At 65.6% G+C, this 23,568-nt stretch carries 20 protein-coding genes; 7 read left to right on the top strand and 13 right to left on the bottom strand.

The window, feature by feature from the left end:
• Window positions 1-352: 352 nt before the first annotated feature.
• From LJ737_RS17840 to LJ737_RS17810, 7 genes are all read right to left on the bottom strand, one after another.
• Complete coding sequence (locus tag LJ737_RS17840; RefSeq protein WP_227768104.1) at window positions 353-2,068, bottom strand: FG-GAP-like repeat-containing protein; 1,716 nt, start codon at window positions 2,066-2,068, stop codon at window positions 353-355.
• 237 nt (window positions 2,069-2,305) lie between these two features.
• The gene (locus tag LJ737_RS17835) at window positions 2,306-5,314 is read right to left on the bottom strand and encodes a TonB-dependent receptor (RefSeq protein WP_227768103.1); all 3,009 of its coding nucleotides are present in this window, start codon (window positions 5,312-5,314) and stop codon (window positions 2,306-2,308) included.
• A gap of 118 nt (window positions 5,315-5,432) precedes the next feature.
• Window positions 5,433-6,080: an O-methyltransferase gene (locus tag LJ737_RS17830; RefSeq protein WP_227768102.1), complete on the bottom strand. Its 648-nt coding sequence runs from the start codon at window positions 6,078-6,080 to the stop codon at window positions 5,433-5,435.
• A 154-nt stretch (window positions 6,081-6,234) separates the two neighbouring features.
• Complete coding sequence (locus LJ737_RS17825) at window positions 6,235-6,699, bottom strand: YDG/SRA domain-containing protein (RefSeq protein WP_227768101.1); 465 nt, start codon at window positions 6,697-6,699, stop codon at window positions 6,235-6,237.
• 129 nt (window positions 6,700-6,828) lie between these two features.
• Entirely contained in the window at window positions 6,829-8,076 is a 1,248-nt protein-coding gene (locus tag LJ737_RS17820) for a M16 family metallopeptidase (RefSeq protein ID WP_227768100.1), read from the bottom strand.
• Between the two features lie 263 nt (window positions 8,077-8,339).
• A complete protein-coding gene (locus LJ737_RS17815) occupies window positions 8,340-9,383 on the bottom strand; it encodes a glycosyltransferase family 9 protein (protein ID WP_227768099.1) in 1,044 nt (347 codons plus the stop codon).
• 89 nt (window positions 9,384-9,472) lie between these two features.
• Window positions 9,473-9,925, bottom strand: a complete 453-nt coding sequence (locus LJ737_RS17810) for a hypothetical protein (RefSeq protein ID WP_227768098.1) — start codon at window positions 9,923-9,925, stop codon at window positions 9,473-9,475.
• A gap of 147 nt (window positions 9,926-10,072) precedes the next feature.
• Between LJ737_RS17810 and LJ737_RS17805 the strand changes: the two genes are divergently transcribed.
• Window positions 10,073-11,362 carry an aminopeptidase P N-terminal domain-containing protein gene (locus tag LJ737_RS17805; protein ID WP_227768097.1) on the top strand — a complete coding sequence of 430 codons (1,290 nt, stop codon included), beginning with the start codon at window positions 10,073-10,075 and terminating at the stop codon, window positions 11,360-11,362.
• Window positions 11,363-11,694: 332 nt separating this feature from the next.
• Window positions 11,695-13,161 carry an OmpA family protein gene (locus tag LJ737_RS27175; protein WP_317206660.1) on the top strand — a complete coding sequence of 489 codons (1,467 nt, stop codon included), beginning with the start codon at window positions 11,695-11,697 and terminating at the stop codon, window positions 13,159-13,161.
• Between the two features lie 367 nt (window positions 13,162-13,528).
• Here LJ737_RS27175 and LJ737_RS17785 read toward each other — a convergent pair whose 3' ends face one another.
• The 4 genes from LJ737_RS17785 to LJ737_RS17770 all read right to left on the bottom strand — a co-directional run bounded on the left by LJ737_RS17785 (window position 13,529) and on the right by LJ737_RS17770 (window position 16,855).
• Window positions 13,529-14,089: a DUF4252 domain-containing protein gene (locus LJ737_RS17785; protein ID WP_227768096.1), complete on the bottom strand. Its 561-nt coding sequence runs from the start codon at window positions 14,087-14,089 to the stop codon at window positions 13,529-13,531.
• 64 nt (window positions 14,090-14,153) lie between these two features.
• On the bottom strand, window positions 14,154-15,683 hold the full coding sequence (locus LJ737_RS17780; RefSeq protein ID WP_227768095.1) for a hypothetical protein: 1,530 nt from the start codon (window positions 15,681-15,683) through the stop codon (window positions 14,154-14,156).
• 262 nt (window positions 15,684-15,945) lie between these two features.
• The gene (locus LJ737_RS17775) at window positions 15,946-16,353 is read right to left on the bottom strand and encodes an EVE domain-containing protein (protein WP_227768094.1); all 408 of its coding nucleotides are present in this window, start codon (window positions 16,351-16,353) and stop codon (window positions 15,946-15,948) included.
• Between the two features lie 100 nt (window positions 16,354-16,453).
• The gene (locus LJ737_RS17770; protein WP_227768093.1) at window positions 16,454-16,855 is read right to left on the bottom strand and encodes a hypothetical protein; all 402 of its coding nucleotides are present in this window, start codon (window positions 16,853-16,855) and stop codon (window positions 16,454-16,456) included.
• Between the two features lie 109 nt (window positions 16,856-16,964).
• Here LJ737_RS17770 and polX point away from each other — a divergent pair, with 109 nt between their 5' ends.
• Together polX and LJ737_RS17760 are read left to right on the top strand one after the other, a co-directional pair.
• The gene (gene polX / locus LJ737_RS17765; protein WP_227768092.1) at window positions 16,965-18,740 is read left to right on the top strand and encodes a DNA polymerase/3'-5' exonuclease PolX; all 1,776 of its coding nucleotides are present in this window, start codon (window positions 16,965-16,967) and stop codon (window positions 18,738-18,740) included.
• 174 nt (window positions 18,741-18,914) lie between these two features.
• Entirely contained in the window at window positions 18,915-19,985 is a 1,071-nt protein-coding gene (locus LJ737_RS17760; protein ID WP_227768091.1) for a glycosyltransferase family 9 protein, read from the top strand.
• Between the two features lie 10 nt (window positions 19,986-19,995).
• Here the strand turns inward: LJ737_RS17760 and LJ737_RS17755 are convergent, their stop codons facing one another.
• Window positions 19,996-20,292: a DUF2695 domain-containing protein gene (locus tag LJ737_RS17755; protein WP_227768090.1), complete on the bottom strand. Its 297-nt coding sequence runs from the start codon at window positions 20,290-20,292 to the stop codon at window positions 19,996-19,998.
• Window positions 20,293-20,445: 153 nt separating this feature from the next.
• On the opposite strand from LJ737_RS17755, the gene LJ737_RS17750 reads away from it, so the two are divergent.
• Window positions 20,446-20,919 (top strand): OsmC family protein, encoded by a 474-nt coding sequence (locus LJ737_RS17750; protein ID WP_227768089.1) that lies wholly within the window; start codon window positions 20,446-20,448, stop codon window positions 20,917-20,919.
• A gap of 13 nt (window positions 20,920-20,932) precedes the next feature.
• Window positions 20,933-21,202, top strand: a complete 270-nt coding sequence (locus tag LJ737_RS17745) for a UBP-type zinc finger domain-containing protein (RefSeq protein WP_227768088.1) — start codon at window positions 20,933-20,935, stop codon at window positions 21,200-21,202.
• 203 nt (window positions 21,203-21,405) lie between these two features.
• Here the strand turns inward: LJ737_RS17745 and serS are convergent, their stop codons facing one another.
• The gene (gene serS, locus LJ737_RS17740; protein WP_227768087.1) at window positions 21,406-22,683 is read right to left on the bottom strand and encodes a serine--tRNA ligase; all 1,278 of its coding nucleotides are present in this window, start codon (window positions 22,681-22,683) and stop codon (window positions 21,406-21,408) included.
• A gap of 523 nt (window positions 22,684-23,206) precedes the next feature.
• On the opposite strand from serS, the gene LJ737_RS17735 reads away from it, so the two are divergent.
• The coding region (locus tag LJ737_RS17735; RefSeq protein ID WP_227768086.1) for a Rho termination factor N-terminal domain-containing protein at window positions 23,207-23,568 on the top strand (362 nt) is incomplete at its 3' end.

Below are 23,568 nucleotides of genomic sequence, written 5' to 3'. Positions count from 1 at the left end.
GGAGCAGGTAAGGCCGGCCCGGCACTGCGCCGCTGCCAACCCCTCAGCCTACAAAGTAGGCGAAAAATTTGCGGCGTAAGGTGGTAAGTGGGATGAAATACAGGCCTTCGGGCGCTGCGTTGGTGCCGCCGTGGCGTGCCTGCAGCCGGCGCTTACCAATTCGGCCCCTGCCGCAAAACGTATGCTGAACCGCCCCGTCAACTGACTATTGAACTTTAGGCCGGGGGCTTTCACCCCACCTGCCGGCTTCCTCCGAGCTATGCTGCCGCTACCCGCTACCGCCGCAGCATTCTTAATGCGCCGGATAGGAAATAGCAACGCGTGACGCACGGTCGAGGCAAGGCCGTCGGGGTCAGGGCTGGTAAAACCGCGCGACGAAACGGCCGGTCGGCGTTTGCAGGCGCACCCAGTACCAGCCGGGGGCCAGGCCGGTAGCCGGCAATTCGCCGGCCGCGCTTACGCCCGTGGTGCGCAGCCACACCCGTTTGCCGTCGGCGCTGTGAAGCGACAGGGTAGCCGCCGGCCCGAGGGAGGCACCCGCGTAGGCGTAGCGCAGCGGCTGGGTGCCGGCTACGGTCGGGGCCACCGTCAGCAGCGGGGTGGTGGCCCGCGGCGAAAAAGTCGACGTCAGGGCGCCGGGGCCGTTCAGACGCACGCTGACGGTCCCGTTTTGGTTGTAATTGGCCGCGAGCAGGTCCAAGTCTCCGTCGCCGTCGACGTCGCCCAGGGCCAGGCGGCGGGAGTGCAGCCCGGCCACGGCTTCCAGCGTGCCGCTGAAGTTGCCGTTGCCGTCGTTCAGGCGGATGCTTACCGTGCTGACGCTGTTGAGCGCCCCGTTGGTGGTGAGCAAATCCAAGTCGCCGTCGGCATCGACGTCGCCCAGGGTCAAGGCCGCGTAATTGCTGCCCACGGCCACTTCCTGCGTGCCGCTGAAGACGCCCCGCCCGTTGTTGAGCCGCACGCTCACGCCCGTCGGATTGACGTTGGACGTGAGTACATCCAAGTCCCCGTCGCCGTCCACGTCGCCCACGGCTAGGCTGTTCGGACTGCCGCCCGCGCCCACGGGCACGCTCTGCAGGTTGCCGAAGTTGCCCGTGCCGTCGTTAAACAGCGTTTCCACTTTAGTACCCAGTGCTCCTTCCGTGGTCAGGAGCAGGTCCAGGTCGCCGTCGTTGTCCACGTCGCCCAGGCTCATGCCCATATGCGTGTACGACACGAAGGTCTGGCTGTACTGGGAAAACCCACCGCTGCCGTTGTTCAGGTCCACGCGCACCTCGCCGCCGTTAGCGGCCGCCATCACCAGGTCCAGGTCGCCGTCGGCGTCCACGTCGCCCACGGCCAGCAGGGGGCGCCAGTTGAACCGGATGTTTTGGCTCCCGCTGAACGTGCCGCTGCCGTCATTGAGCCGGATGCTCACCGAACTGTTGTCGTTGGCGGTGAGCAGGTCCAGGTCGCCGTCCGCGTCCACGTCGGCCAGCAGCACCTTGTTGGGCAGGTTGTCCACGCTCACGCTTTGGCCACCGCTGAACGTGCCGCTGCCGTCGTTGAGGCGGATGCTCACCGTGCCGGCCGTGGCGTTGTTGGCCGCGAGCAGGTCCAAGTCGCCGTCGCCGTCCACATCGCCCACGGCCACGTCGTAGGCAAAAGTGCCCACGGCCGGGTCGGCGCCGGGCTGGAAGTTGCCGTTGCCCGTTCCGCTCACGGCCGTCGTAAACTGCCCGACCCGGGGCCGAGCCAGCGCGCCGCTGCTGCTACTGGCTGCCGTCGTGATGGTGTAGTGCACCGTTTCGCCGGACTGAAAGGCGTACGGAGCCGGCGTAAAGCTAAGGGCATTGCCACTGACCGTCGCGGGGGTGGTGCCGCGCGTGCGCAGGCCGCCGCGCTGCCCGGAATAGACTTTCAGCGCGGCCGCCGAGGCGGCCGTCAGCGGCTGGCTGAACGTAGCCGTAACCGGGGCGGTGCGCGCCACCGACCGGGCGTTGGCCGCCGGCGTTATGGCGGTAATGGTTGGTTGAGCCTGCACCGGGCTGAGCCGGGCCATCAGGACCAGGAATAAGCTGCTGCCCAAGGCAAAAGGGCAGTTTGGGTACACGTATTTCATACGAAAACCATCGGCTATATAATTACGCTGTGCAGGAAGCAGCACTACGCAGCAAGCACTTGCTAAGCCGCGTTGCTTGCAATGTGCAAGGTAAATAGTCCAGCGAAGTTTGCTCGATGATTCCGGCACTCAGGCCCGAATGGCGGCGCTACACGGCTATGGCCAAAACCCAAGCGAGTCGGCAATACTGCCGACTCGCTTGAATTAGTAGGGTCCGCCACCGGGGCCGGGGCCACCGCCCGGAAAGCCACCGGGAGGGCCCCCGGGGTAGCCGCCCGGCCGGCCGCCGGGGAAGTTGCCGCGGCGCTCCTCCTGGGGCGCGTCCGGGGTGGGCGCCCCGCCGCTGCCGCCAAAGTTGCGGATGTTGTAGGTAAACATCAGCATCACGTAGCGCGTCAGGATGTTGGTGCGCACGTCCTCCACGTAGGCGGCCGTTTGGTTGGGCTGAATGCTGTTGTTCTGCTTCAGGATGTCGAAGGCGTAGAGCTTGATTTCGCCCTGCTGACGCGCAAACAGCTTCTTGCCCACCGAGGCGTTCCAGAGCACGTAGTTCTGGTTGTAGCCCGCCGAGAGGCCCGAGTACGCCACGTGGGCCACGTCCGACTGCACCGTCAGGCCCTTGATGATAATCCAGCTCAGGCGCAGGTTGGTGTTTTGGCGGAAGTACTGGCGGTTGGCCGTGGTCTGGGCCGTGTTGCGCACGTAGGTCTGCGAGGAGTTCGACGAGAGCGTGAAGTCCAGGTTCGGGCTGATGTTAGAACTGAGCACCGCCCCGAAGCCGAAGCTGGGCGTGCGGCTGTAGTTGAGCTGCTGCTCCTCGTCGCGGTTAATCGACACGAGGCCCGGCGTCTGCGCGAAGTTGGCGTTGGCGTTTAGGTTCAGGTTCGACTTGAGCAGGGTCAGCGGCACGGTGTAGTTGCCGAAGGTGCGCAAGGAGTACTGCCCGTCCAGGTTCACCGGCTCGGTCACCTGCCCGCCCGCCGGCACGATGACGCCCCGAAATTCCGTGGGCCGGCTGAAGATGCGGGTGCTGTTGGTGATGTTGTTGCTGGTGTAGGAGCCGCCGATGAGGGCGAAGAACGAGGTCGACTTCTCCACGTTGGCCGAGGAGTAGCGCACGAAGAGGTTGTGGGTGTTTTCCTGCCGCAGGTTGGCGTTGCCGGTCGTAATCTGCAGCGGGTTGGAGTTGTTGACCACCTCCTGCAGCTGGCTGATGCTCGGCGCCTGGGTGCGCATGCGGTAGTTCAGGCGCAGGTTCTGCTGCTTGGAGAAGTTGTAGCGTACCTGCGCACTGGGCAGCACGTTCAGGAAGTTGCGGCGCGTGGTGGTGGCCAGCGGGTACTCTTGTTCATTGCGCAGCTGCGCGTGCTGCACCTGCGCGCCCACCGACCACTGCAGTTCCCGGTCGTTGTAGCGGTAGCTCACCTCGCCCGAGTTGGTGAGGTAGCGGCTGGTAAACACGTTGCTCAGCGCCGGGTTGAAGACGGTGTACTCCCCGGTCGGGCCGTTGAGGTTGTAGGTCTTCTTGTCCGAGTCGTTGGGCGTGTAGTTGGTGTTGTAGGTCAGCTGCAGCTGGCTTTTGGGGCTCAGCGGCTCGGTGTAGTTGGCGTTGGCGCTCCAGGTCCAGCCCGTCTGGTCCGTCTCCGATTTCTGGTCGGTGCTGCTGCGCACGGGCACGCCCGGGGTAGCGGAGCGGGTGTAATCGTCGTTGAGCGAGTTGAGGAAATTTTCCGCGTCGCGGGTGTTGTAGCTCATGTTCAGCCCCAGCGAGAAAGTGCGCCCGCGCTTCTGAAAGCGGTGGCGGTAGAGCAGGCTCTGGCCGAAGTTGATGCCCTGGTTTTTGGCCTTGTAGTCGCTCACGTTGCTGCTGCGCAGCTCCCCGATGGTTTCCGAGTTGGGTTGCCCGCGGTAGGTGGCCCCGTCGAGGTGGTTGCGGCTGTCGTTTTGCTGCACCGAGAGGCGCGGCTGCCACAGCACCGAGTTGACCGAGTCGAACTTGTGCTCCAGGCGCAGGTTCACGCGGTGGTTGATATTGGTGCTCTGCGTGAGCGAGTTTTCCTGGTAGCGCAAGGCCCGCCCCAGCGAATCCTGCGCCGTGAAGCGCCGGTCGGTCTGGCTGCTGAGCGTATTCACGCTGCGGTTAAAGAAGTAACTCGACTGCACGTCGGTTTTCTTGCCCCAGCTGTCGGAGTAGTTTAGGCCCAGGGCGTTGGTCTTCGAGATGCCCCCGCTCTGGCCCACCAGGAAGTTGCCCGAGGCGTTGTTGCCCCCGCCGCCCTGATTGCCGCCCCCGCCGTTGCGGCCCCCGCCGCCCCCACGCGCCGACGAGCCCACCACGCCCAACAGGTCGTCGGTGCCGAAGTTCTGCTCGTTCACGTTGTTGCTCTGCGCAATGAGCGAGAGGCGCTGCTTGCCGCGGAAGGAGTTGATGTTGCCCGAAGCGCGGTAGCGCGTCTGGTTGTCGCCGCCCTGGCCCACGCCGGCCAGCACCCGCCCAAACTGCCCGTTGCGAAACTGCGGCCGCGTGACGATGTTGATGGTTTTCTGCTGATTGCCGTCGTCGAAGCCGGTGAATTGCGACTGGTCCGAGGCCCGGTCATACACCTGAATCTTGTCGATGGCCTCGGCCGGCAGGTTTTTGAGCACCGCGTCGGGGTCGTTGCCGAAGAATTCCTTGCCGTCGACGAGCACGCGCTGCACCTGCTCGCCCTGGGCCTGAATCTTGCCCGAGCTCGGGTCCACCGTCACGCCCGGCATCTTGGTGATGAGGTCCTGGGCGTTGGCGTCGGGGTTAGTTTTGAAGGCGCGGGCGTCGTACTGAGCCGTGTCGCCCTTCTGCACCGCCGCGGCGGCCCGCCCGGTTACTTCCACGCCCTTCAGGGTTACCCCGCCGGCGGTTAGGGCCAGGGTCCCCAAATCCAGAGGCTGCCCGCTTACCGTTACAGCCCGCTTGATGGTTTGGTAGCCCAGGAACGACACCGTGAGGCGGTAGCGGCCCGGCTCCACGCCCGGCACGGTGAAGGCCCCTGTCGGCTCCACGGCCGCGCCGGTGCGGGCTGAGTCGGCCGCGAGGCGGGTAAGCAGCACATTGGCCCCGATCAGCGGCGCCTGGTCCTTGGCATCGAGCACCCGGCCCGTTACGGGCGCGGTCTGCGCCAGGGCCGGAGCCGTGACAACCACAAGCGGAAAAAGTAACCCTAAAGCGTGTTTCATATCAACAAAGCGTGGCCCTCGTGCGGGCCTTGGACCGGCCAACGACACCGGTGTTTAACCGGGAGTCGTATACGCAAGCCGGATTTTTTAAGGCGGTTCTAAGTAAGCGGTTGACTTATTAGCGCTTACGCACCAGCAGTAGTCCGTCGCGCAGGGCGAGGAAGACGTTTTCCACCCGCTCGTCCTGCTGCACGAAGTCGTTGAAGGCGCGCACGGCGTGCGCGTCCTTGTCGGCGGCCTTGAGCGGGTAGTCGGGCAGGGCCTTACCGCTCCACAGCACATTGTCGATGAGCAGAAAACCGCCCGGGCGCACCCGTGGCAGCACCAGTTCGTAGTACACCTGGTTGCGGATTTTGTCGGCGTCGATGAACACCAAGTCCCAGGTTTCTTCGAGCGTCGGAATGAGCTGCTCCGCGTCGCCGATGTGCAGGTGCACGCGGCCGGCGAGGCCAGCTTCCTGCACGTAGCGCTCCACGCGGCGGCGCAGCTCGGGGTTTTGCTCCACGGTGTACAGCTCGCCGTCGGGGGCCAGGCCCTCGGCCATGCACAGGGCGGAGTAGCCGGTGAAGGTGCCTAGCTCCAGCACCCGCCGGGGCCGAATCATGTGGCTGAGCATGCTCAGCAGTCGCCCTTGGTAGTGGCCCGAGAGCATGCGCGGCATGAGCGTCTGCAGGTGGGTTTCGCGCACCAGGCGGCCGAGCAGCGCGGGCTCGGGCGAGGTGTGCGCGTCGGCGTACTGCTGAATCTGGGATTCAGACGGATTCATTGGGTTCCGCGGATTGGGTGAACGATGGAGTGGGCGTGGGGAATGCAGAACGGCGGCAGGCCCGTTTCGTCGTTCAGGACTAGCGGCAGCCTAAATATTCACGGCCGGCGCCGCCCTGCTCTCCTGTGCTCTTCTGGTTAGCCGTTACGCCGAATTACGCCCGGCGGTCATTCGGCGCCGGCCGCAGCCGAAATTTCCACACGCCGAAACCCGACTTGCCGGTTTCGAACGCGTGCCCGACCACCCGGTACAGCCCCTCGTAGCGAAACACCAGTTCCTGACTTTCCTCGTCGAGCACCTTGCGCAGCACGCGCACCGGCCGGCCGGTTTCCTGGCTTTTGAGCAGGGCCAGGTTCCGGTCGTTGAGCGTCTGGTCGGTGGTTTGGTGGCCGGTTTTCGGGTCGCGCCCGCCCTGCCCGGTGTAGATGATTTCGTCCTCGGTGAACACGTCGTCCTCGTACACCTGCGACAACACGATGCTTTCGGCCCCGGTGTGCTGCGAGCCGGCAATGCCCGCCCGCACCGGGCGGTGCATCCCGCTCAGGCGCAGCTCTAGGCGGGAGCGAAACGCGTCGCCGGGCAGGTAGGAGCCGACGTGACCGAAGTGCGGGACGGACATAGGTGAAGGAAATCAAGCCGGGCCGTCGGCGCCGTAGCACGAGACCTCACTGCCGCGTATCCGGAACGACAAGCATTCGGGTTACGCGAAACAGGGCCTCGCGCCACGGCGCAGCGGCGCCGTTAGGGCTTAGCGGCGCTTGCCCGATTCGGGCACGTACTGCAGGGTACTCAGGTTGTCCTCGGCGAAGACTTCGTTGGCCAGCTCCTGCAGCTGCGGGGCCGTCACCGCCCGGATCTGCTCGAAGATTTCGTTGAGCGACTCCACCCGGCCCAGGTCCAGGGTGCTCTTGCCCAGCAGCTGCATCATGCCGCCGTTGCTTTCCTCGGCCATGGCCAGCTGGCCCATGAGCTGCTCCTTGGCCACGTGCAGCTGCGAAGTGCTCAGGGCCTTTTCGCGCAGCAGGCGTAGCTCCTTAAGTACGAGCTGGGTGGTACGGTCCAGCCGCGCCTTTTCGGTGGCGAAGTAGATGCCGAACAGGCCCGTGTCGGTGTAGGGCGCGTAGTTGGCGTCGATGCTGTAAACGAAGCCATACTTCTCGCGCACGGCCAGGTTCAGCCGCGAGTTCATGCCCGGGCCGCCCAGAATGTTAGTGAGCATGAAGAAGGGCAGGCGGCGTTGGTCGGTGAGGGCGTAGGCCGGGCAGCCAATGAGGCTGTGGGCCTGGGTGATGGGCCTGGCTTCCGTCTGCTGCCGGGCCTCGTAGGCGCCGAAGGGCTGGCGCGGGCGGGCGCCGAGCTGGGCCGGCAGCGGAGCCAGATACTTGTCGGCCAGGCGCTTCACCTGGGCGAAGGGCAGGTTGCTCACCGAGCTGAATACCAACTGGTCGGTGCGCAGGTTTTCCTTCAAAAATTGAAAAAAATCGGCCTGCGTGAAGCCCGATACGCTCTCGCGGGTGCCCAGAATGTTGTGGCCCAGGGCGTGCTCCCCGAACACTACCCCGTCGAAGTCGTCGATGATGGCGTCCTCGGGCGCGTCGACGTACATGGCCATTTCCTCCAGAATCACCCCGCGCTCCTTCTCGATTTCCTTGGTCGGGAAGGTGGAGTGGAAGGTCAAATCGGTCAGCAGCTCAAAGGCCCGCTCGAAGTGGGTGCTCAGTAGCGAGGCGTAAAAGCAGATTTTCTCCTTGGTGGTGTAGGCGTTCAGCTCGCCGCCTACGGTTTCCAACCGGTTCAGAATGTGGATGGAACGGCGCTTTTCGGTGCCCTTGAAAGCCATGTGCTCCCAGAAGTGGGCCAGGCCGTACTGCTCGGGCCGCTCGTCGCGCGAGCCGATGTCGAGCAGGAAGCCGCAGTGGGCCACTTTGGTGTGGGGCACTTGCTTGTGCAGCAGCCGGATGCCGTTGGGGTATTCGTGAAAATCGTAGTCGAGCATGGGTATAGGCGACAACGCCGCGGCGCCCCGGCCAGGGGCTGCCAACGCGTGTGGGGTCAGTAGAAAAAGCGGAACGCGCCGCGGGCGTCCGGGCCCGCCGCGCAAAGGGTGCAAAGATAACCCGCCAGCCCCATCAACGGTTTGGCCGCCCCACGGTTGGGGGCCGCTTGCGCCCCCGCCGTCATTGCGAGCAGAGCGAAGCAATGACGGCGGGTGGGGCCGTCGGTTTGGGACCGTAATCCTGCGTTAGCGCCTCGTACGCATCATTTCAACACCGCGCGTTGCTCGGCTTCGGCCAGCACGGCCAGGAGCTGGCTGGTGCGGATGCCGTGGGCGCAGTGGAAATGGCCCAGCGGACACTTGCGGTAGCCGTGCAGCCCGCAGGGGCGGCACGCCAGCTCCTCGGGCAGCTCCACAATGCGGGCAAACGAGCTGAGCGGGCCGAAGCCGAAGTAGGGCACCGTGGAGCAAAACACGGCGCAGGTGGGCGCGTCGACTGCCGAAGCCAGGTGCATGGGCGCCGAGTCGTTGACGAAGTTGAGCACCGCCCCGCGCATCAACGCCGCCGAGGCCAGCAAGGAGAGCGTGCCGCTGAGGTTGAACACCCGGGGGCGCTGGGCTTCTTGCAGCAGCGCCTCGCACTCGGCCGTGTCGGGCGGACCGCCGAGCAGCATCACGGTGTAGTGCGCGGGCAGCGCCCGCAGCAGCTTGACCCACTGCTCGCGCGGAAACTGCTTGGTAAACCACACCGAGGTGGGCGCAATGCAGACGTAGGGGCCGCCCGCAGCGTGGCTGGCGGCTTGCTCGGCCACGGCTTCGTCGGCGGCGGAAGGGTAGAGGCGGGGGCGGGTCAGCGGGCCTTCGGGCTGGGGCTCCAGCAGGGCCAAGTTGCGCGCCACTTCGTGCAGACCCGGAGCGAAGCCGTGCGGCACCCGGCGCGTGAAGGCCCAGCTCAGCGGGTTTTTGTCGAAGCCCACGCGCTCGGCGGCCCCGGAAAACGCGGTGAGCAGGCCAGTGGAGGCGAAGCGCTGCAAGTTGTAGACGCGGCCGTAACCCGTGGCCCGAATTTCCTGGAGCAGACGCCAGAGGCCGCTGTACTTGCCCGCTTTTTTGTCCCAGATGAGCACCCGGCGCACGTGCGGGTGGCCCTGCAGCAGCCCTTCGTTGCCGCGGCGCACCAGCACGTCCACCGGAGTAGCGGGCTCGGTCTGGTGCAGGCGCTCCAGCAGGGCCGTGGCCAGGATAACGTCGCCGATGAAGGCGGTCTGAATCAGCAGAATGGGCGCGGCGTCGGTGGGCTGAGGCATGGGGCAGGCGGGCGGACGGCAAAGATACCGCGCCGGCCACGTTTCCTCACCAGCGGGCCGCACGGTTTGCCCCGGGCCCGCCGGCGGCCTTAGGGGCGGGTGCGCCGCAGCCGCCAGAACGCGACGAAGCTGGCGGCCGCGCTGAGCCCCACGCCCAGGGCCAGCAGCGCCGTGCGGGTGGTAGTGGCTTCGCCCAGGGTGCGCAGCAGCCCGAACACGCCCACCAGCACCAAACACGCGGTGAGCCAGAGCAAGCCCGCCAGCCACAGCAGCCAACGGCCGCGCCGCAGCACGTTGCTGGCGCAAAAGCAGATGGCGCCGCTGGCCGGCAGCAGCAAGGCCACCGCTCGGGTGTAGCGCACCGTATCGGCCGCGGCACGGCCGGGCGCCGACAAATCGGCCTTGCTCAGCCAATGCACGCACCACAGCCAGGCCGCCACGCTCACCGCCAGGCCCAGCAGGTGCAGGCTCCAGTGCCCGGCGCGGGGGGGCGGGGCCGCGGCGGGTGCCGGGGCGGATGGCGAATTGGCAAGCTCGTTCATGGTGGTAGGCGGCCGGCGCCGGCAAAACCCGCCCGCACCGGGTGGCAAGGTAGACCGCCCGGCGGCAATTGCCATCCATCCAATCCGCCTAACTTGCAGCCGGCGGCCCCGGCGGCCGTCCTTCCCGCGTTTTCCCACTCCCGACTTATGCGCTACGGCTCCATCTCCCCGGACCTCTTCACCCAAAACCGCCGCAACTTCGAGCGGCAGCTGCTGCCCGGCTCCCTGGCCATCTTCCATTCCAACGACGTGATGCCGACCAACGCCGACGGCACCATGGCGTTTCGCCAGAACAACGACCTGTTCTACCTCTCGGGCGTGGATCAGGAGGAAAGCATCCTGGTCATCTTCCCCGACGCCAAGCTGCCTCAGTACCGCGAAATCCTGTTTTTGAAGGAAACCAGCGAGCATATTCTCATCTGGGAAGGCTACAAGCTCACCAAGCAGCAGGCCCGCGAGCAGTCCGGCATTCAGACCATCATGTGGCTTGATTCCTTTAAGTCGGTGCTGCCGGCGCTGATGAACGAGGCCGAGCACGTGTACCTGAACTCGAACGAGCACATCCGCGCGGTGGTGGAAGTAGAAACCCGCGACGCCCGCTTCGGCAAGGAAATCCGGGCCCAGTACCCGCTGCACGACTACAAGCGCGCCGCTCCCATCATGCACCATTTGCGCGCCATCAAGCACCCGGAGGAAATTCGGCTGATGCGCCGCGCCTGCGAAATCACCGGCAACGCCTTCCGCCGCCTGCTGGGCTTCGTGAAGCCGGGCGTGATGGAGTACGAAATCGAGGCCGAAATCGTGCACGAGTTTATCCGCAGCGGCTCGCGCGGGCCGGCCTACGGCAGCATCATCGCCTCGGGCGAAAACGCCAACATCCTGCACTACGTCTCGAACGACCGGGAGTGCAAGGACGGCGACGTCATCCTGCTCGACTTCGGCGCCGAGTACGCCAACTACGCCGCCGACCTCTCGCGCAGCATTCCGGTGAACGGCAAGTTCACCCCGCGCCAGCGCGAGGTGTACGACGCGGTGCTGCGCGTGATGCAGTACGCCAAGTCGCAGCTGGTGGCCGGCGGCAACATCGAGGAATACCACGCCGGCGTGGGCCGCTTTATGGAGCAGCAGCTCATCGGCCTCGGGCTGCTAAGCCAAGGCGACGTGAACAACCAGGACCCCGCCGCCCCGCTCTACAAAAAGTACTTTATGCACGGCACCTCGCACTACCTCGGCCTCGACGTGCACGACGTGGGCGCCAAGTACCGCACCTTCGAGCCGGGCATGGTCTACACCGTCGAGCCGGGCATTTACATCCGCGAGGAAGGCCTGGGCATCCGCCTGGAAAACGACGTGGTCATTACCCGCTCGCAGTGCGAAGACCTGATGGCCGACATTCCGCTGGAAGCCGACGACATCGAGCGGCTGATGGCCCGCTAGAGCGCGCGGGGGCCGGCCTAGCGCCCGGCCACCCGCCGCCGGATGGCTGGTAGCAACTACCCGTGGTGGTGCCCCGACGCGTAGTGGGGGCACCACTTGTTTTTGCGCCCGGCCTCAGTCTAGAGCTCTGCAGGAGTACCGTTGATTCTACTCTCCTCAGATGATTGCGTTTTGGCTTGTTTTACTGCTGTTTATGTTCAGAGCGAGGTGAGAAAACTGCGTTTTAATACAACTTGAGGGCGGCACCGGGGGTATAGGCAGGCATTAATGCGTGGTGCGCGGCGGGTTGCCGCCCGCGCCATTCTGCTCTGTTCAACCTAACCGTTTCGTCTATGAAACACCTCGTAACCACCGCTGTCCTGGGTCTGGCGCTGTTGGCGGCCACCCCACGCGGACACGCTCAAACTGCCGACAAAAAATGGGGCATTGGCCTGAATGGCAGCGCCTTTCAGTACAAGGGCAACTTGGGCTCGACCTACTGGAAGCTCGGCGACAGTCAGTTCGGCCCCGGCATCTCCATCAACCGCTACCTCACGCCCGGCCTCGACCTGGGCCTGCACGGCAACTACGTGGAGTTGAAAAGCGAGGACCTCGGCAACGGCACCACCCGTTTCTTCCAAACCAACGTGGTGAACGTGAACCTGGGCCTCAAGCTCAAGCTCAACAACGGCTGGGCCCTGAAGGAAGACGCCGTGGTGCAGCCCTACCTGCTGGCCGCGCCCGGCTGGAGCTTTACCTCGCGCGAAGGCCGCTTCAACAATGCGGTGACGGATGAGGACAAGAGCTACTTTGACCTGTTTGGAGCCGCCGGCATCAACTTCCGCCTCGGCGAAACGGTGGGCCTGTTCATCCAGACCGGCCAGCACATTCCGCTCAACGCGAACATCGACGGCGACCCGACCCGCGACGACAACAAGTGGGACGACCGGTTCTTGCAGCATACCGTGGGCCTGAACATCAGCCTCGGCAAAGCCAAGGACACCGACGGCGACGGCGTGCCCGACCGCAAAGACAAGTGCCCGAACACGCCCTCGGGCGTGCAGGTCGACGCCAACGGCTGCCCACTCGACGGTGACAAGGACGGCGTGGCCGACTACCAGGACAAGTGCCCCACCGAAGCCGGCAAACCCGAGCTGCAGGGCTGCCCCGACCGTGACAACGACGGCGTGGCCGACGGCGAAGACGACTGCCCCGACCAGCCCGGCACCACCGCCCTGCGCGGCTGCCCCGACGCCGACGGTGACGGCGTGGCCGACAAGTTCGACAAGTGCCCCGACACCCCGCGCGGCACCCAGGTAGATGCCAACGGCTGCCCGCTCGACTCGGACGGTGACGGCGTGCCCGACGCGCAGGACCGCTGCCCCAATACCCCGGCCGGCGCCAAAGTCAATGCCCTCGGCTGCCCGGAAATCCCGGCTGAAATCCGCAAACTGGAGCAGCCCGTGCGCTTCCGCACCAACAGCACCCAGATTCTGCCCTCCTCGTACCCGGCCCTCGACAAGATGGTGAAAGCCTTGCAGGAGCACCCCGAGTACGGCCTGCGCATCGTCGGCCACGCCGACGCCCGCGGCACGGAGGAGTACAACCAAGGGCTGTCGGAGCGCCGCGCCGCCTCGGCCAAGCAGTACTTCACCGGCAAGGGCATCGATGCGGCCCGCATCCCGACGCTGGGCATGGGCGAATCGGCTCCGGCCGCGCCCAACACCTCGTCGGCCAACATGGCCAAGAACCGCCGCGTCGAGTTCCGCTTCGAGTTCTACATCCCCGGCCAGGAAGGTGGCACCACGCCGCAGCCCTAATCCGGTAGTCTGCGCCTAGCGTGACAAGCGGCGTCCCGAGCTTCGGGGCGCCGCTTTTTTTGTTGGCGTTTACCCAAGTGGCAGGATACCCAGCCGTGTCATCCTGAGCAACACGAAGGACCCTGCTCGGACCCTGGACCAACTAAATAACGCAGCTACCAACGCCCAATCGTGAGGGCATGGAGACTGCGCTACTAGTGGTTCAATAAAGAGCCAGCCCGTTGCTCGTAGCGGCGGTGCTGGGTGCGAGGAAGGTTCTTCGCCTGCAGCTCAGGATGACGATCTATTATTGCTTGCCTCCCCAGAAAAAACGACGAAGCCCCAGCCGCAACTTGCAGCCGGGGCTTCGTCGATGAAAGCAGAAACGCTACTTGGTGATTTCGCCGCTCAGTCCTGGCAGAATCTTTTGCAGCTGCTCCAGCTGACTCTGGGTGAAGTCGCCGCTGATGGCCAGCATGATAAACGAGTCGGGGGCGTCGGTCTGGCGGCCGGTGGCCACGACTTCCTTTATTTTGTCGCCGGAGCGGCGCACGGCGTAGCGGTAGGCGGCGTTGCCGGCGCTGGCGTCCTTGGTGGGCAGCGGCTCGTAGCGCTCATTGCGCAGCAGCCCGTCCACCTCGTTGAGCAAGCCGCGCTCGGTCAGGTCGCGCGAGGAGGCGGAAGTGGGCGCAAAGGTCAGGGCCCGGATGCTGCGCACGTTGGTCAGGGCCTGCACGGCGCTGGCGTCGGTCAGGTTGCCCAGGCGGCCCAGCAGGATGCGGGTCAGCAGATCGGGCTGGAAGGTGGTGGCCCGGAAGCCGGAGCGGCCTTCGTATTTGCTGAAAAATTCGGCCACGGTGCGGGCGGGTTTTTCGGGGCCGGCGGCGCGGCAGGCGCCCAGCCACAGCAGCACCAGCAGGGGCCAGAAACGAAGCAGTCGGAGGTTCATAGGCGGGAAGCTAGGGTTGGAAGCCCTGCTTACGCGCGCCCGGCGGCCCGGGATGTGGCCGGGCCTACTCAAACGCCAGCACGTTCAGGAAATACACCTGCCGCGGGCTGCCGTGCTCGGCGCGCACGCGCTGGTAGCCGTAGGCCAGGAATCGGCTGCCGTACCAGGGTAGCACGCCCTGCTGCTCGGTTTCCAGCGTTTTTTCGTGCTTGCCCTCGGTGTTGGTCTGAATGGGCACTTCCAGGTCGTTGGGCGAGGCCGCGGTGCCGTCCACGATTTTGTAGCGGAACTTCTCCTCGTCGAGGTAGGCCAGCACCAAGCGTTTGCCGTCGGCGAGCGGGCGCAGGCGCACGGTTTCGGTCAGCGTGCTCTGCTCCACGTTTTTAAGCACGAAGGTGTTGTCCCAGAGCAAGGTGCCGTAGCGGTCGAAGCCGCAGACCAGGGCGTGGGTGGAGCGGTAGCCCTCCAGATTGCGCGGGCTCATGTAGGAGCGGTAGCCGTCGTAGTAGCGCGGCCCCATGTAGCTGGCCCAGCCGGTGTAGCTGTTGCCGTTGCGGTATTGCGGATAATATACCTCGCCCACGAGCACGTAGCCGTCCTGAAACGGAATCATGCGGTGGGTGAGGATGCGGTAGCGCAGGCGCAGCTCGCGGCCCGCGGCGCGCAGCTGGGCGCTGCGGGCCCGCAGCCGCTCGGCCCGGCGCGGCTTCATGAAGTCGAAAAAGTGCTTGAGCACCGCAAAATCATAGAAGCGCAGCGGCGGGCGCAGGGCCGGGTCGCCGGACAGGTTGGAGGCAAACAGGCCCTGGGAGTAGCGCGGGTCGCGCAGGGTGTAAGTGCCCGCCACCAGGCGCTGGGTGCTGTCGCCGGGGCTGAGCTGGGCCGTGATGAGCCCGCGCCCGCTTTCGGCCTGGATAAAGCGCGAGGCCAGCAGCTGCCCCTGGGCCGACAGGTGCTTGACCTGCAAGCGCGACAAAAAGCCGTTCGATTGGCTTACCACGTAGCCCGCGCTCTGGGTCGTCGAATCGGGCAGGAAGGTGACTTCCGTCGGAATGGATTCGTAGAGGGCCGGCAGCAGGCGAAACTCCTCCTGGTCGATGTCGATGTGGAGCACCGTGAGGTGGCGCTGCACCTGCACCGTGGCGAAGAGCTTGCCGTCGAGCACCTCCAGGTCGTAGAGGTCCTCCACCTTTTTGGTGTCGAAGGCGAAGCCCTGCACTTCGCCCGACCGCAAATCCAGCCGAAACACCTGGAAGCGGGCCGCCACGTAATCCGACTGAAACAGCGCAAAGGCGTAGGGCAGGGCCGCGGTGGCCTGTAGCAGCCGGAATTCGCGGTCCACTTTCACCGGCACGGTGCGCACGGCCTGCAGGTTGCGGTCGAAATGCTGAAAGGTGTATTCGGGGTGAAACGAGCCGTTGGCGGTGTTTTCGATGAACACGGCCACGGTGGTGTCGGCCAGCGGCAGCACGCGCACGTCGCTGGTGGCCGGGTCGAGGGGCAACTCCAGGCGGCGGGGCTGGGTGGGCGTGAGCTGGGCCCGCAACGCCCACGGGCTCAGCAGAAGCAGTAGCAGCAGAAACGAGCGAAACATGGCGGTGGGAAAGACGCGGGGCGCGGATAGCTAAAATACGGCAAATCGGGCCAAAAGCCGCACGACCGGCGCGGCGCAGTACCTACTAGATGCCGCCACCGGGCAGAGTGCACAAGCGGCCCGCTGAATACGAGCAAAGTAGCCCCCGAAGCTGCGTCTTTATCCAGCAAAAGGCGCCCATTTTCGCCGCTTGGCGCCTCCCGGAAAAAAAACGGCCGGCCTGCGGGCTGCAGGCCGGCCGTCGAAGCCAAGTGCCGGGCGGCTAGTGCCCCAAGGCCAGCACCAGGTCGAATTCCTCCGGCGTGAGCGACATCACCGACAGCCGCGACTGGCGCAGCAACCCGATCTGCTGCAGGCGCGCATCGGCCTTGATGGCGGCCAGGGATACGGGGCGCGGCAGGCGCTGGTGCGGCGCCAGGTCCACGGCTACCCAAGGCGTGCCGGGCTCCGCGGTGCGGTCGGGGGCGGGGGCGCCCACCACCCGGGCCACGCCCACCACTTCCTTATCGGTCACGCTGTGGTACACGAGCACCAGGTCGTCGGGCTGCATGCGGGCCAGGCAGGCGCGGGCTTGGTGGTTGCGTACGCCGGTCCAGTCGGTGCGGCCGTCCCGTTCGAGGTCGGCAAAGGAGTAGGCGGAAGGTTCGGATTTGACGAGCCAGAAGTTCACTTGTTCTCGGGAATTAAGAGAAAACAGAAGTGCAAAAGAACGTCATTCCGAGCGCAGTCGAGGAATGACGTTCTTTTGCACTTCTACTGATCCTGCCTGATTACTTGCGCCGCACCTTCAGCATTTTGTCGTCGAGCGAGACAATTTCGAGCAGGTAGGGCGGGTCTTGCTTGTCGTCGAGGGTGATGCGCAGCGTGTGCTCGTCCATCACCATCCACTGGCCCTTGCGGCCTTGCACGCCGTCGGTGGGCGCAATGTCGTACTGCGTAAACAAGCCGTTCTGGTCGAACCCGATGCCGGTGCGTCCGCGCGAGGGCGGAAAGTTGTAGGTGTTGGGCCGGTACACCAGCACGTCGGCCTGGTCTTCCTCGTGGGAGTGCAGCCAGGTGCGCGTGAGCAGGTTCAGCTGCTGTTGTTGCACGCTGGTTTTGGTGTCGGTGCGGCAGGTGCTGGCCAGCAGCAGCAGGCTGCTGAGCACGAAGAGGAGAACGGGGTAACGCATGGCTGCTAACTTACGCAAGCGGCGCGGCTTCGGGCAGAACTTGAGCCGCGGGCCGCCGCGGCCGCCGCGTTTTGCGTAGTAGCTTTACCGCCCCAAACCCCGCATTACCTTGGACAACCGCGCCCTGATTCGTGCCTTCCGGCTGATGGCCCAACTGCTGGAGCTGCACGACGAAAACCCGTTCAAAGTGCGCGCCTACGAAGGCGCCGCCGCCGCCGTCGACCGCCTCGACGTCCCCCTTGCCGACCTCGACCCGAGCGAATTCACCACCACCGGCGGCCTCGGCAAAAGCGCCGCGCAGGCCGCCCAGGCCCTGCTGAGCACCGGCACCTTCCCCGAGCTGGACCGCCTGCAGCGTGCCACTCCGCCCGGCGTGGTCGACATGCTCAATATCAAAGGCATCGGCCCGAAGAAAATCCGCGCGCTGTGGCGGGAGCTGGGCATCGAGTCGGTGGACGCGCTGCGCGAAGCGGCCGAGCAAAACCGCGTCAGCGCGCTGAAGGGCTTCGGCGCCAAAACCCAGGACGCCATCCTGGCCGCGCTGGAATTCACCGCCCAAAGCCGCGGCAAGGTGCTCATCAACCAGGGCCAGGAGCTGGGCCGCCAACTAGTGGAGTTGCTGCAACAGGGGCTGCGCACCGAGCAGGTGGCCGTGGCCGGCGAAGTGCGCCGCGCCCTGCCGGTGGTCGAGACGGTGCGCGTGGTGGTGGGCACGAACCAGCCCTGGCAGGCCCACGAAATCCTGGCGGGCATCGACGGGCTGGCCGCCGATGAAGCTGCTTCGGGCCCCTTTGCCTGGCGCGGCACGGCCACGCAGTCGGGCGTGAAAGTAGAAGTGCAGCTGGCCAAGCCGGAGGACTTCATCGGCTGCCTGTTTCTGCAGACCGGTGCCGAAGCGCACCTGACGGCCCCGCTGCCGGCCAAGGCCCCTGCGCCCACGCTGCGGCGGCTGGTGCGCACCACGCGCTTTTTCTCGGAGCAGGCCATTTACGAAACCGCCGGGCTGCAGTACGTGGAGCCCGAAATGCGCGAAGGCCAGGGCGAAATCGAGGAAGCAGCGGCCGGCAAGTTGCCCACCTTGCTCACCGAGCAGGATTTGCGCGGCTCCCTGCACAACCACAGCACCTACTCCGACGGCGCCCACTCCCTGCGCCAGATGGCCGAGTTCCTGCGCGACCACGGCTACCAGTACCTCGGCATCTGCGACCATTCCCGCGCCGCGCACTACGCCGGAGGCCTCAGCATCGAGCGGGTGCGCGAGCAGCACCGCGAAATCGAGCAGCTGAACCGGGAGTTGGGCCCGTTCCGCATTTTCAAGGGCATCGAGTCCGACATCCTGGCCGACGGCTCGCTCGACTACCCCGACGAGGTGCTGGCCGAGTTTGACTTCATCGTGGCCTCGGTGCACTCGGGGCTGAAAATGGACCAGGAGCGCGCCACCGAGCGGCTGCTGCGCGCCATTCAGAACCCGTACTGCACCATGCTGGGCCACCCCACCGGCCGCCTGCTGCTGCGCCGCGAAGGCTACCCCATCGACTACGAAGCCGTCATCGACGCCTGCGCCGAGCACCAGGTGGCCATCGAAATCAACGCCAACCCCTGGCGCCTCGACATCGACTGGCAGTGGGTGCGCCGCTGCATGGAAAAGGGCGTGCGCATGAGCATCAACCCCGACGCCCACCACACCGATGGCTACGCCGACATGGCCTACGGCGTGCTGCAGGGCCGCAAAGGCGGCCTGACGGCAGCCATGACGCTCAACGCCCTGACCGTGGGCGAGCTGGACGAATACTTCCGCCAGCGCCGCGAAAAGGCAGTGAAATTCGGTAGCCCCAAAGGCGGCGGTGGCAAAAAAGCCACTGACTACGGGCCACTGTTTGGCTAGCCCCGACGTTATGCGGTTGGGGCCGACGCGCCCAGCGACAGTTACTCAACCGGGCCGGCTGCATTGGCCGCAACACGCCGTGGCAACGGCCCCGTGCAGGCTGAACACCTGCTTTATACCCGGCGCCGGCCTCACCGCGGAAGCGGCTATGCCGGCGCCAGCCACTGAACTGCAATGAAGATTCTCGTCCTGCGCTTTTCGTCCATCGGCGACATCGTGCTGACCACGCCGGTGGTGCGGGCCCTGAAGCAGCAGGTGCCGGGCGCCGTGGTGCACTACTGCACCAAGCCCGCCTACCGCGGCCTGCTCGAAGCCAACCCCTACGTCGACAAAGTGCATACGCTCACCGGCAAGCTGAGCGAGCTGGTGAAGGAGCTGCGCGCCGAGCGGTTTGATTTCGTCGTCGACCTGCACCACAACCTGCGCACCCTGCTCATCAAGCTGCAGCTGGGCGTGCCCGGCGCCTCCTTCGATAAGTTGAACTGGCGCAAGTGGCTGCTGGTAAACTGGAAGTGGGACGTGCTGCCGCGGGTGCACATCGTGCAGCGCTACCTGGAGGCGGCCGCCCCGCTAGGCGTGCACGACGACGGCCGCGGCCTCGACTACTTCATTCCGGCCGGGCAGGAGGTAAGCGTGGCCGACACGCTGCCCCCGGCGTTTCAGCGCGGCTACGTGGCCTTTGCCATCGGGGCGCAGCACGCCACCAAGCGCCTGCCGGTGGAGCGCATTATTGAGCTGTGCGCGCAGCTGCGGCGGCCGGTGGTGCTGCTCGGCGGCCCTGAAGACGAAAGCACCGGTCACGTAGTGGAGCTGCACTTCGAACACGCCGAGCAAGCGGCCGAACCCATGGGCATTACCCCGCACGGCCTCTCGCCGCGGGCGCATTACTTCGACAAGAACGCACTGCCGGTTACGCAAACCCTGATTTACAACGCCTGCGGGCGGTTCTCGCTGCACCAGTCCGCCTCGTTGGTGCGGCAGGCGCAGCTCGTCGTCAGCCACGACACGGGGCTGATGCACATTGCGGCGGCGTTCAACAAGGAAATCTTCAGCGTGTGGGGCAACACGGTGCCGGAGTTTGGCATGTACCCCTTCCGCACCGAGTTTCGGGTGCTGGAAGTAGAAGGGCTGAGTTGCCGGCCCTGTTCGAAAATCGGCTACGACAAGTGCCCGCAAGGCCACTTTCGCTGCATGCGCGACATCCGCTTCGACCTGGACCTGCCGCCCTGGCGCGACGCGCGCTAGCCCGGAGCAGTTAGAGAATGGCGGCGTAGCGGGCCTCCACGGCAGTCAGCACGGCGCAGTCGCAGGTGCCGCCGTGGCGCCCCAGAAACTGGCGCAGCGCCTCGAAGCGCAGGCCGTGCGCCGCGGCAAAGCAGCGGGTGTGGCCCAGGGTATGGTCGCAGCCCTGCAGGGCCAGGCGCGGGGCCAGGTAGCCGAACAGCTCGGCCAGTTGCTCGGTGGTCAGAGGCAGGTTGGTGAGCAGGGCGGCGCGCTGCTGCAGGAGCTGGGAAAGCGGCGGGCGGCGGGCTGAGTCGGTAGCGGTGAGCATCGGCAACGGGCGTTGGTGGTCGTATCAAGATAGGAAACCTGGGCGTAACAGTCCAGCTTTTGAGGGCGCTGCGCCAAAAGTTGGGCCGCAATACCGCCGTAGCCGGGCCAATGGCTACCTTTTGGGCGTCAATCTTTTTCTGCCTTGCCGCCCATGGAAACTGCCCTCACCTCAGCCGAGCCGCACACCGTCGTGGTGCGCGTCGGCGCCGATGCCCTGCTGGCCGACGTGCAGGCCGGCCGCCACACCTTCGTCCTCGACGAGCCCGAAAACGTGGGCGGCCAGGACCGCGGCCCCACGCCCTACGACATGCTGCTCTCGGCCCTGGGCGCCTGCACTGCCATTACCCTGCGCCTCTACGCCACCCAGAAAAAGTGGCCGCTCACCGGCATCGAAGTGCGCCTGCGCCACCGGCGCGTGCACGTGGTCGACTGCGAAGCCTGCGAATCCGGCGACGCCCGCATGGACGAAGTGCACAAGGAGCTGCGCCTGCTCGGGGAGTTGAGCGAGGAGCAGCGCCAGCGCCTGGAGCAGATTTCGCATAAGTGCCCGGTGCAGAAAACCCTCATGGCCGGCGTGCGCATCAGCACCACACTGCTGCCCGCCGAAGCCTCCTTTCCCGCCTAATTCACGACTCGCCATGGAACCCAAACTTTGCGCCCACCTCCGCGCCCTCGACCACATCACGCCCGCTGCCACCCACGCCTGCGCCGAGTGCCTGGCCATGGGCGACACCTGGGTGCACCTGCGCGTGTGCCAGGAGTGCGGCCACGTCGGCTGCTGCGACGACTCCAAGAACAAGCACGCAACCAAGCACTTCCACGCCACGCAGCACCCCGTCGTGGCGTCGGCCGAGCCCGGGGAACGGTGGCTCTGGTGCTTTGCCGACCAGTCGTTTGCTGAGTACTAAGTGCTAAAGGCGCAAAACGAAACAATTAGCCCGTCATGTCGAGCTTGTCGAGACATCTCGCGTGCTGACGGCAGGTAGTAATCAACCTGAGGAAAGGAACTTACTATCCACCGAAATGTCTCGGCTGCGCTCGACATGAGCTTCAATCAACAAAAAAGGCCCGTCAGATTAGCTGACGGGCCTTTTTTGCGCAAACCAAGGTCTTAGCCCAGCTGCTGGAAGCCGCAGTAGCGGTGCAGCACCTCGGGCAGCTTGATGGTGCCGTCGGGTTGCTGGTTGTTTTCCAGCAAGGCGGCCACGATGCGCGGCAGGGCCAGGGCCGAGCCGTTCAAGGTGTGCAGCAGCTGCGTTTTGTTGTTTTCGTCGCGGTAGCGCAGCTTCAGGCGGTTGGCCTGGTAGGTTTCAAAGTTCGAGGCCGAGCTGACCTCCAGCCAGCGCTGCTGCGCCGCCGACCACACTTCCAGGTCGAAGGTCAGGGCCGAGGTGAAGCCCATGTCGCCGCCGCAGAGGCGCAGCACGCGGTAGGGCAGGCCCAGCTGTTGCAGCAGGCCTTCGATGTGGGCCACCATGCCGTCGAGGGCCGCGTAGCTGTCCTCGGGCCGGGTAATCTGCACGATTTCCACCTTGTCGAATTGGTGCAGGCGGTTCAGGCCGCGCACGTGGGCACCCCAGGAGCCGGCTTCGCGGCGGAAGCAGGGCGTGTAGCCGGTGTTGCGAATGGGCAGGCGCTCCGTCGGGATGATTTCGTCGCGGTACAGGTTGGTGATGGGCACCTCCGCCGTCGGAATCAAGTACAGGTCGTCGGCGGTGGCGTGGTACATCTGGCCTTCCTTGTCGGGCAGCTGGCCGGTGCCGTAGCCCGAGGCCTCGTTGATGAGGATGGGCGGCTGGATTTCGGTGTAGCCCGCGTCGAGGGCCTGCTCCAGGAAGAAATTGATGAGCGCGCGCTGCAGGCGGGCGCCCTGGCCCTTGTACACCGGGAAGCCCGCGCCGGTAATCTTGTTGCCCAGCTCGAAGTCGATGATGTCGAGCTTTTTGATCAGTTCCCAGTGCGGCTGCGCGTCGGCGGGCAGCTCGGGCTTTTGGCCTACTTCGCGCACCACCTCGTTGTCGTCGGCCGAGCGGCCGGCGGGCACGCTCTGGTGCGGCACGTTCGGAATGCGGTAGAGCGCATCCTGCAGCTCCTTTTCGACCTGCGTCAGCTCCTCGGCGGCGGTTTTGGTTTGGCCTTTCAGCTCGGCGGTGCGGGCTTTCAAAGTTTCGGCGCCGGCTTTGTCGCCGCTCTTCATCAGGCCCCCGATCTGCTGGGCCAGCTTGTTGGCTTCGGCCTGGGCCGAGTCGTGCTCGGTTTGCAGCTGGCGGCGGCGCTGGTCGAGGCCCAGGATGCGCTGCACCTCGGCGTCGGCGTTGGGGAAATTCCTTTTCGCTAAGCCGGCCAGCACGCGGTCGGTTTGCTCCTTCAGAACGGAAACTTGCAGCATAACGCAGTCAAAACACAATGAGTCGGGGCAAAAGTAGCGGTTTTCGGCGGCGCAGGCTTGCGGGCTCTTTTCACCATTGCCGGGCAGTATTCGGCCCTGGCAGCGCCGATTAGCGCGTTTGCAGAGGGAAGCACGGCCCGCAGCGCCCTAACCCGGAGGGCTGCTTCGGTGCTGGAAATCAGTCCGCTAGCCCGGGCTGAACTTTCCCCGGCGGCGCAAAGTTGAATTTCTACCAGCCGCTCAGAAAAATGCTGCATCCTGTTGGGGCATTTGGGCGTATTGCGTAACATTGCAGAAGCAAGCCGGCGCCAACTGCCGGGCCGCTCCTTCCCGGGAGCCGCGCCCCGAACCCGCTTCGCTGTCGTCCCGGCGCCCGCAAACTCCCGCTGTTTCCTGCCACCTCTGCCCGCGCGTTTGGCGCTGCTGCTCCGTTGGGTTTTGTGCCGTAGTGAATCATTCCAGCTAGTTCCGCGGCCGTCGCCGGGCGTTTCCACCCCGATTTCTCTTCTCCCCGTACCGTTATATGTACACTATTGATGAGCTCAAGGACCGGTTGTTGTCCGAGCTGAAGGAAATTGCCGAATCCCTGAACGTGGGCAATTTTCGCCGCCTGAGCAAGCAGGACCTGATTTATAAGATTCTGGATCAACAGGCCGTAACGCCCCTCGACAAACTGCCCGCCAAACTCGCCACCGACGGCGAGCCGGCCCCCGCGCCCGCCGCGGCCGCTCCCCCAGCCGCCCCCGCCCGCCGCGGCCGCAACGGCGTGCAATCGGCCGTGAAGGCCTCGGCCGCCGCGGTAGCCGCGCCCGAAGCCCCCGCCGCCGAGCCCGTGGCGGCGCCGGCTGAAGCCGCGCCCGCCGAAGCTGCCGCGCCGGCCCCAGC

The sequence above is a fragment of the Hymenobacter sp. 15J16-1T3B genome, assembly GCF_020711235.1.
In the GTDB taxonomy this organism is placed as follows: Bacteria; Bacteroidota; Bacteroidia; order Cytophagales; family Hymenobacteraceae; genus Solirubrum.
The sequence above is the reverse complement of the archived record's forward strand: the minus strand, read 5'-3'. Positions and strand labels throughout refer to the sequence as shown.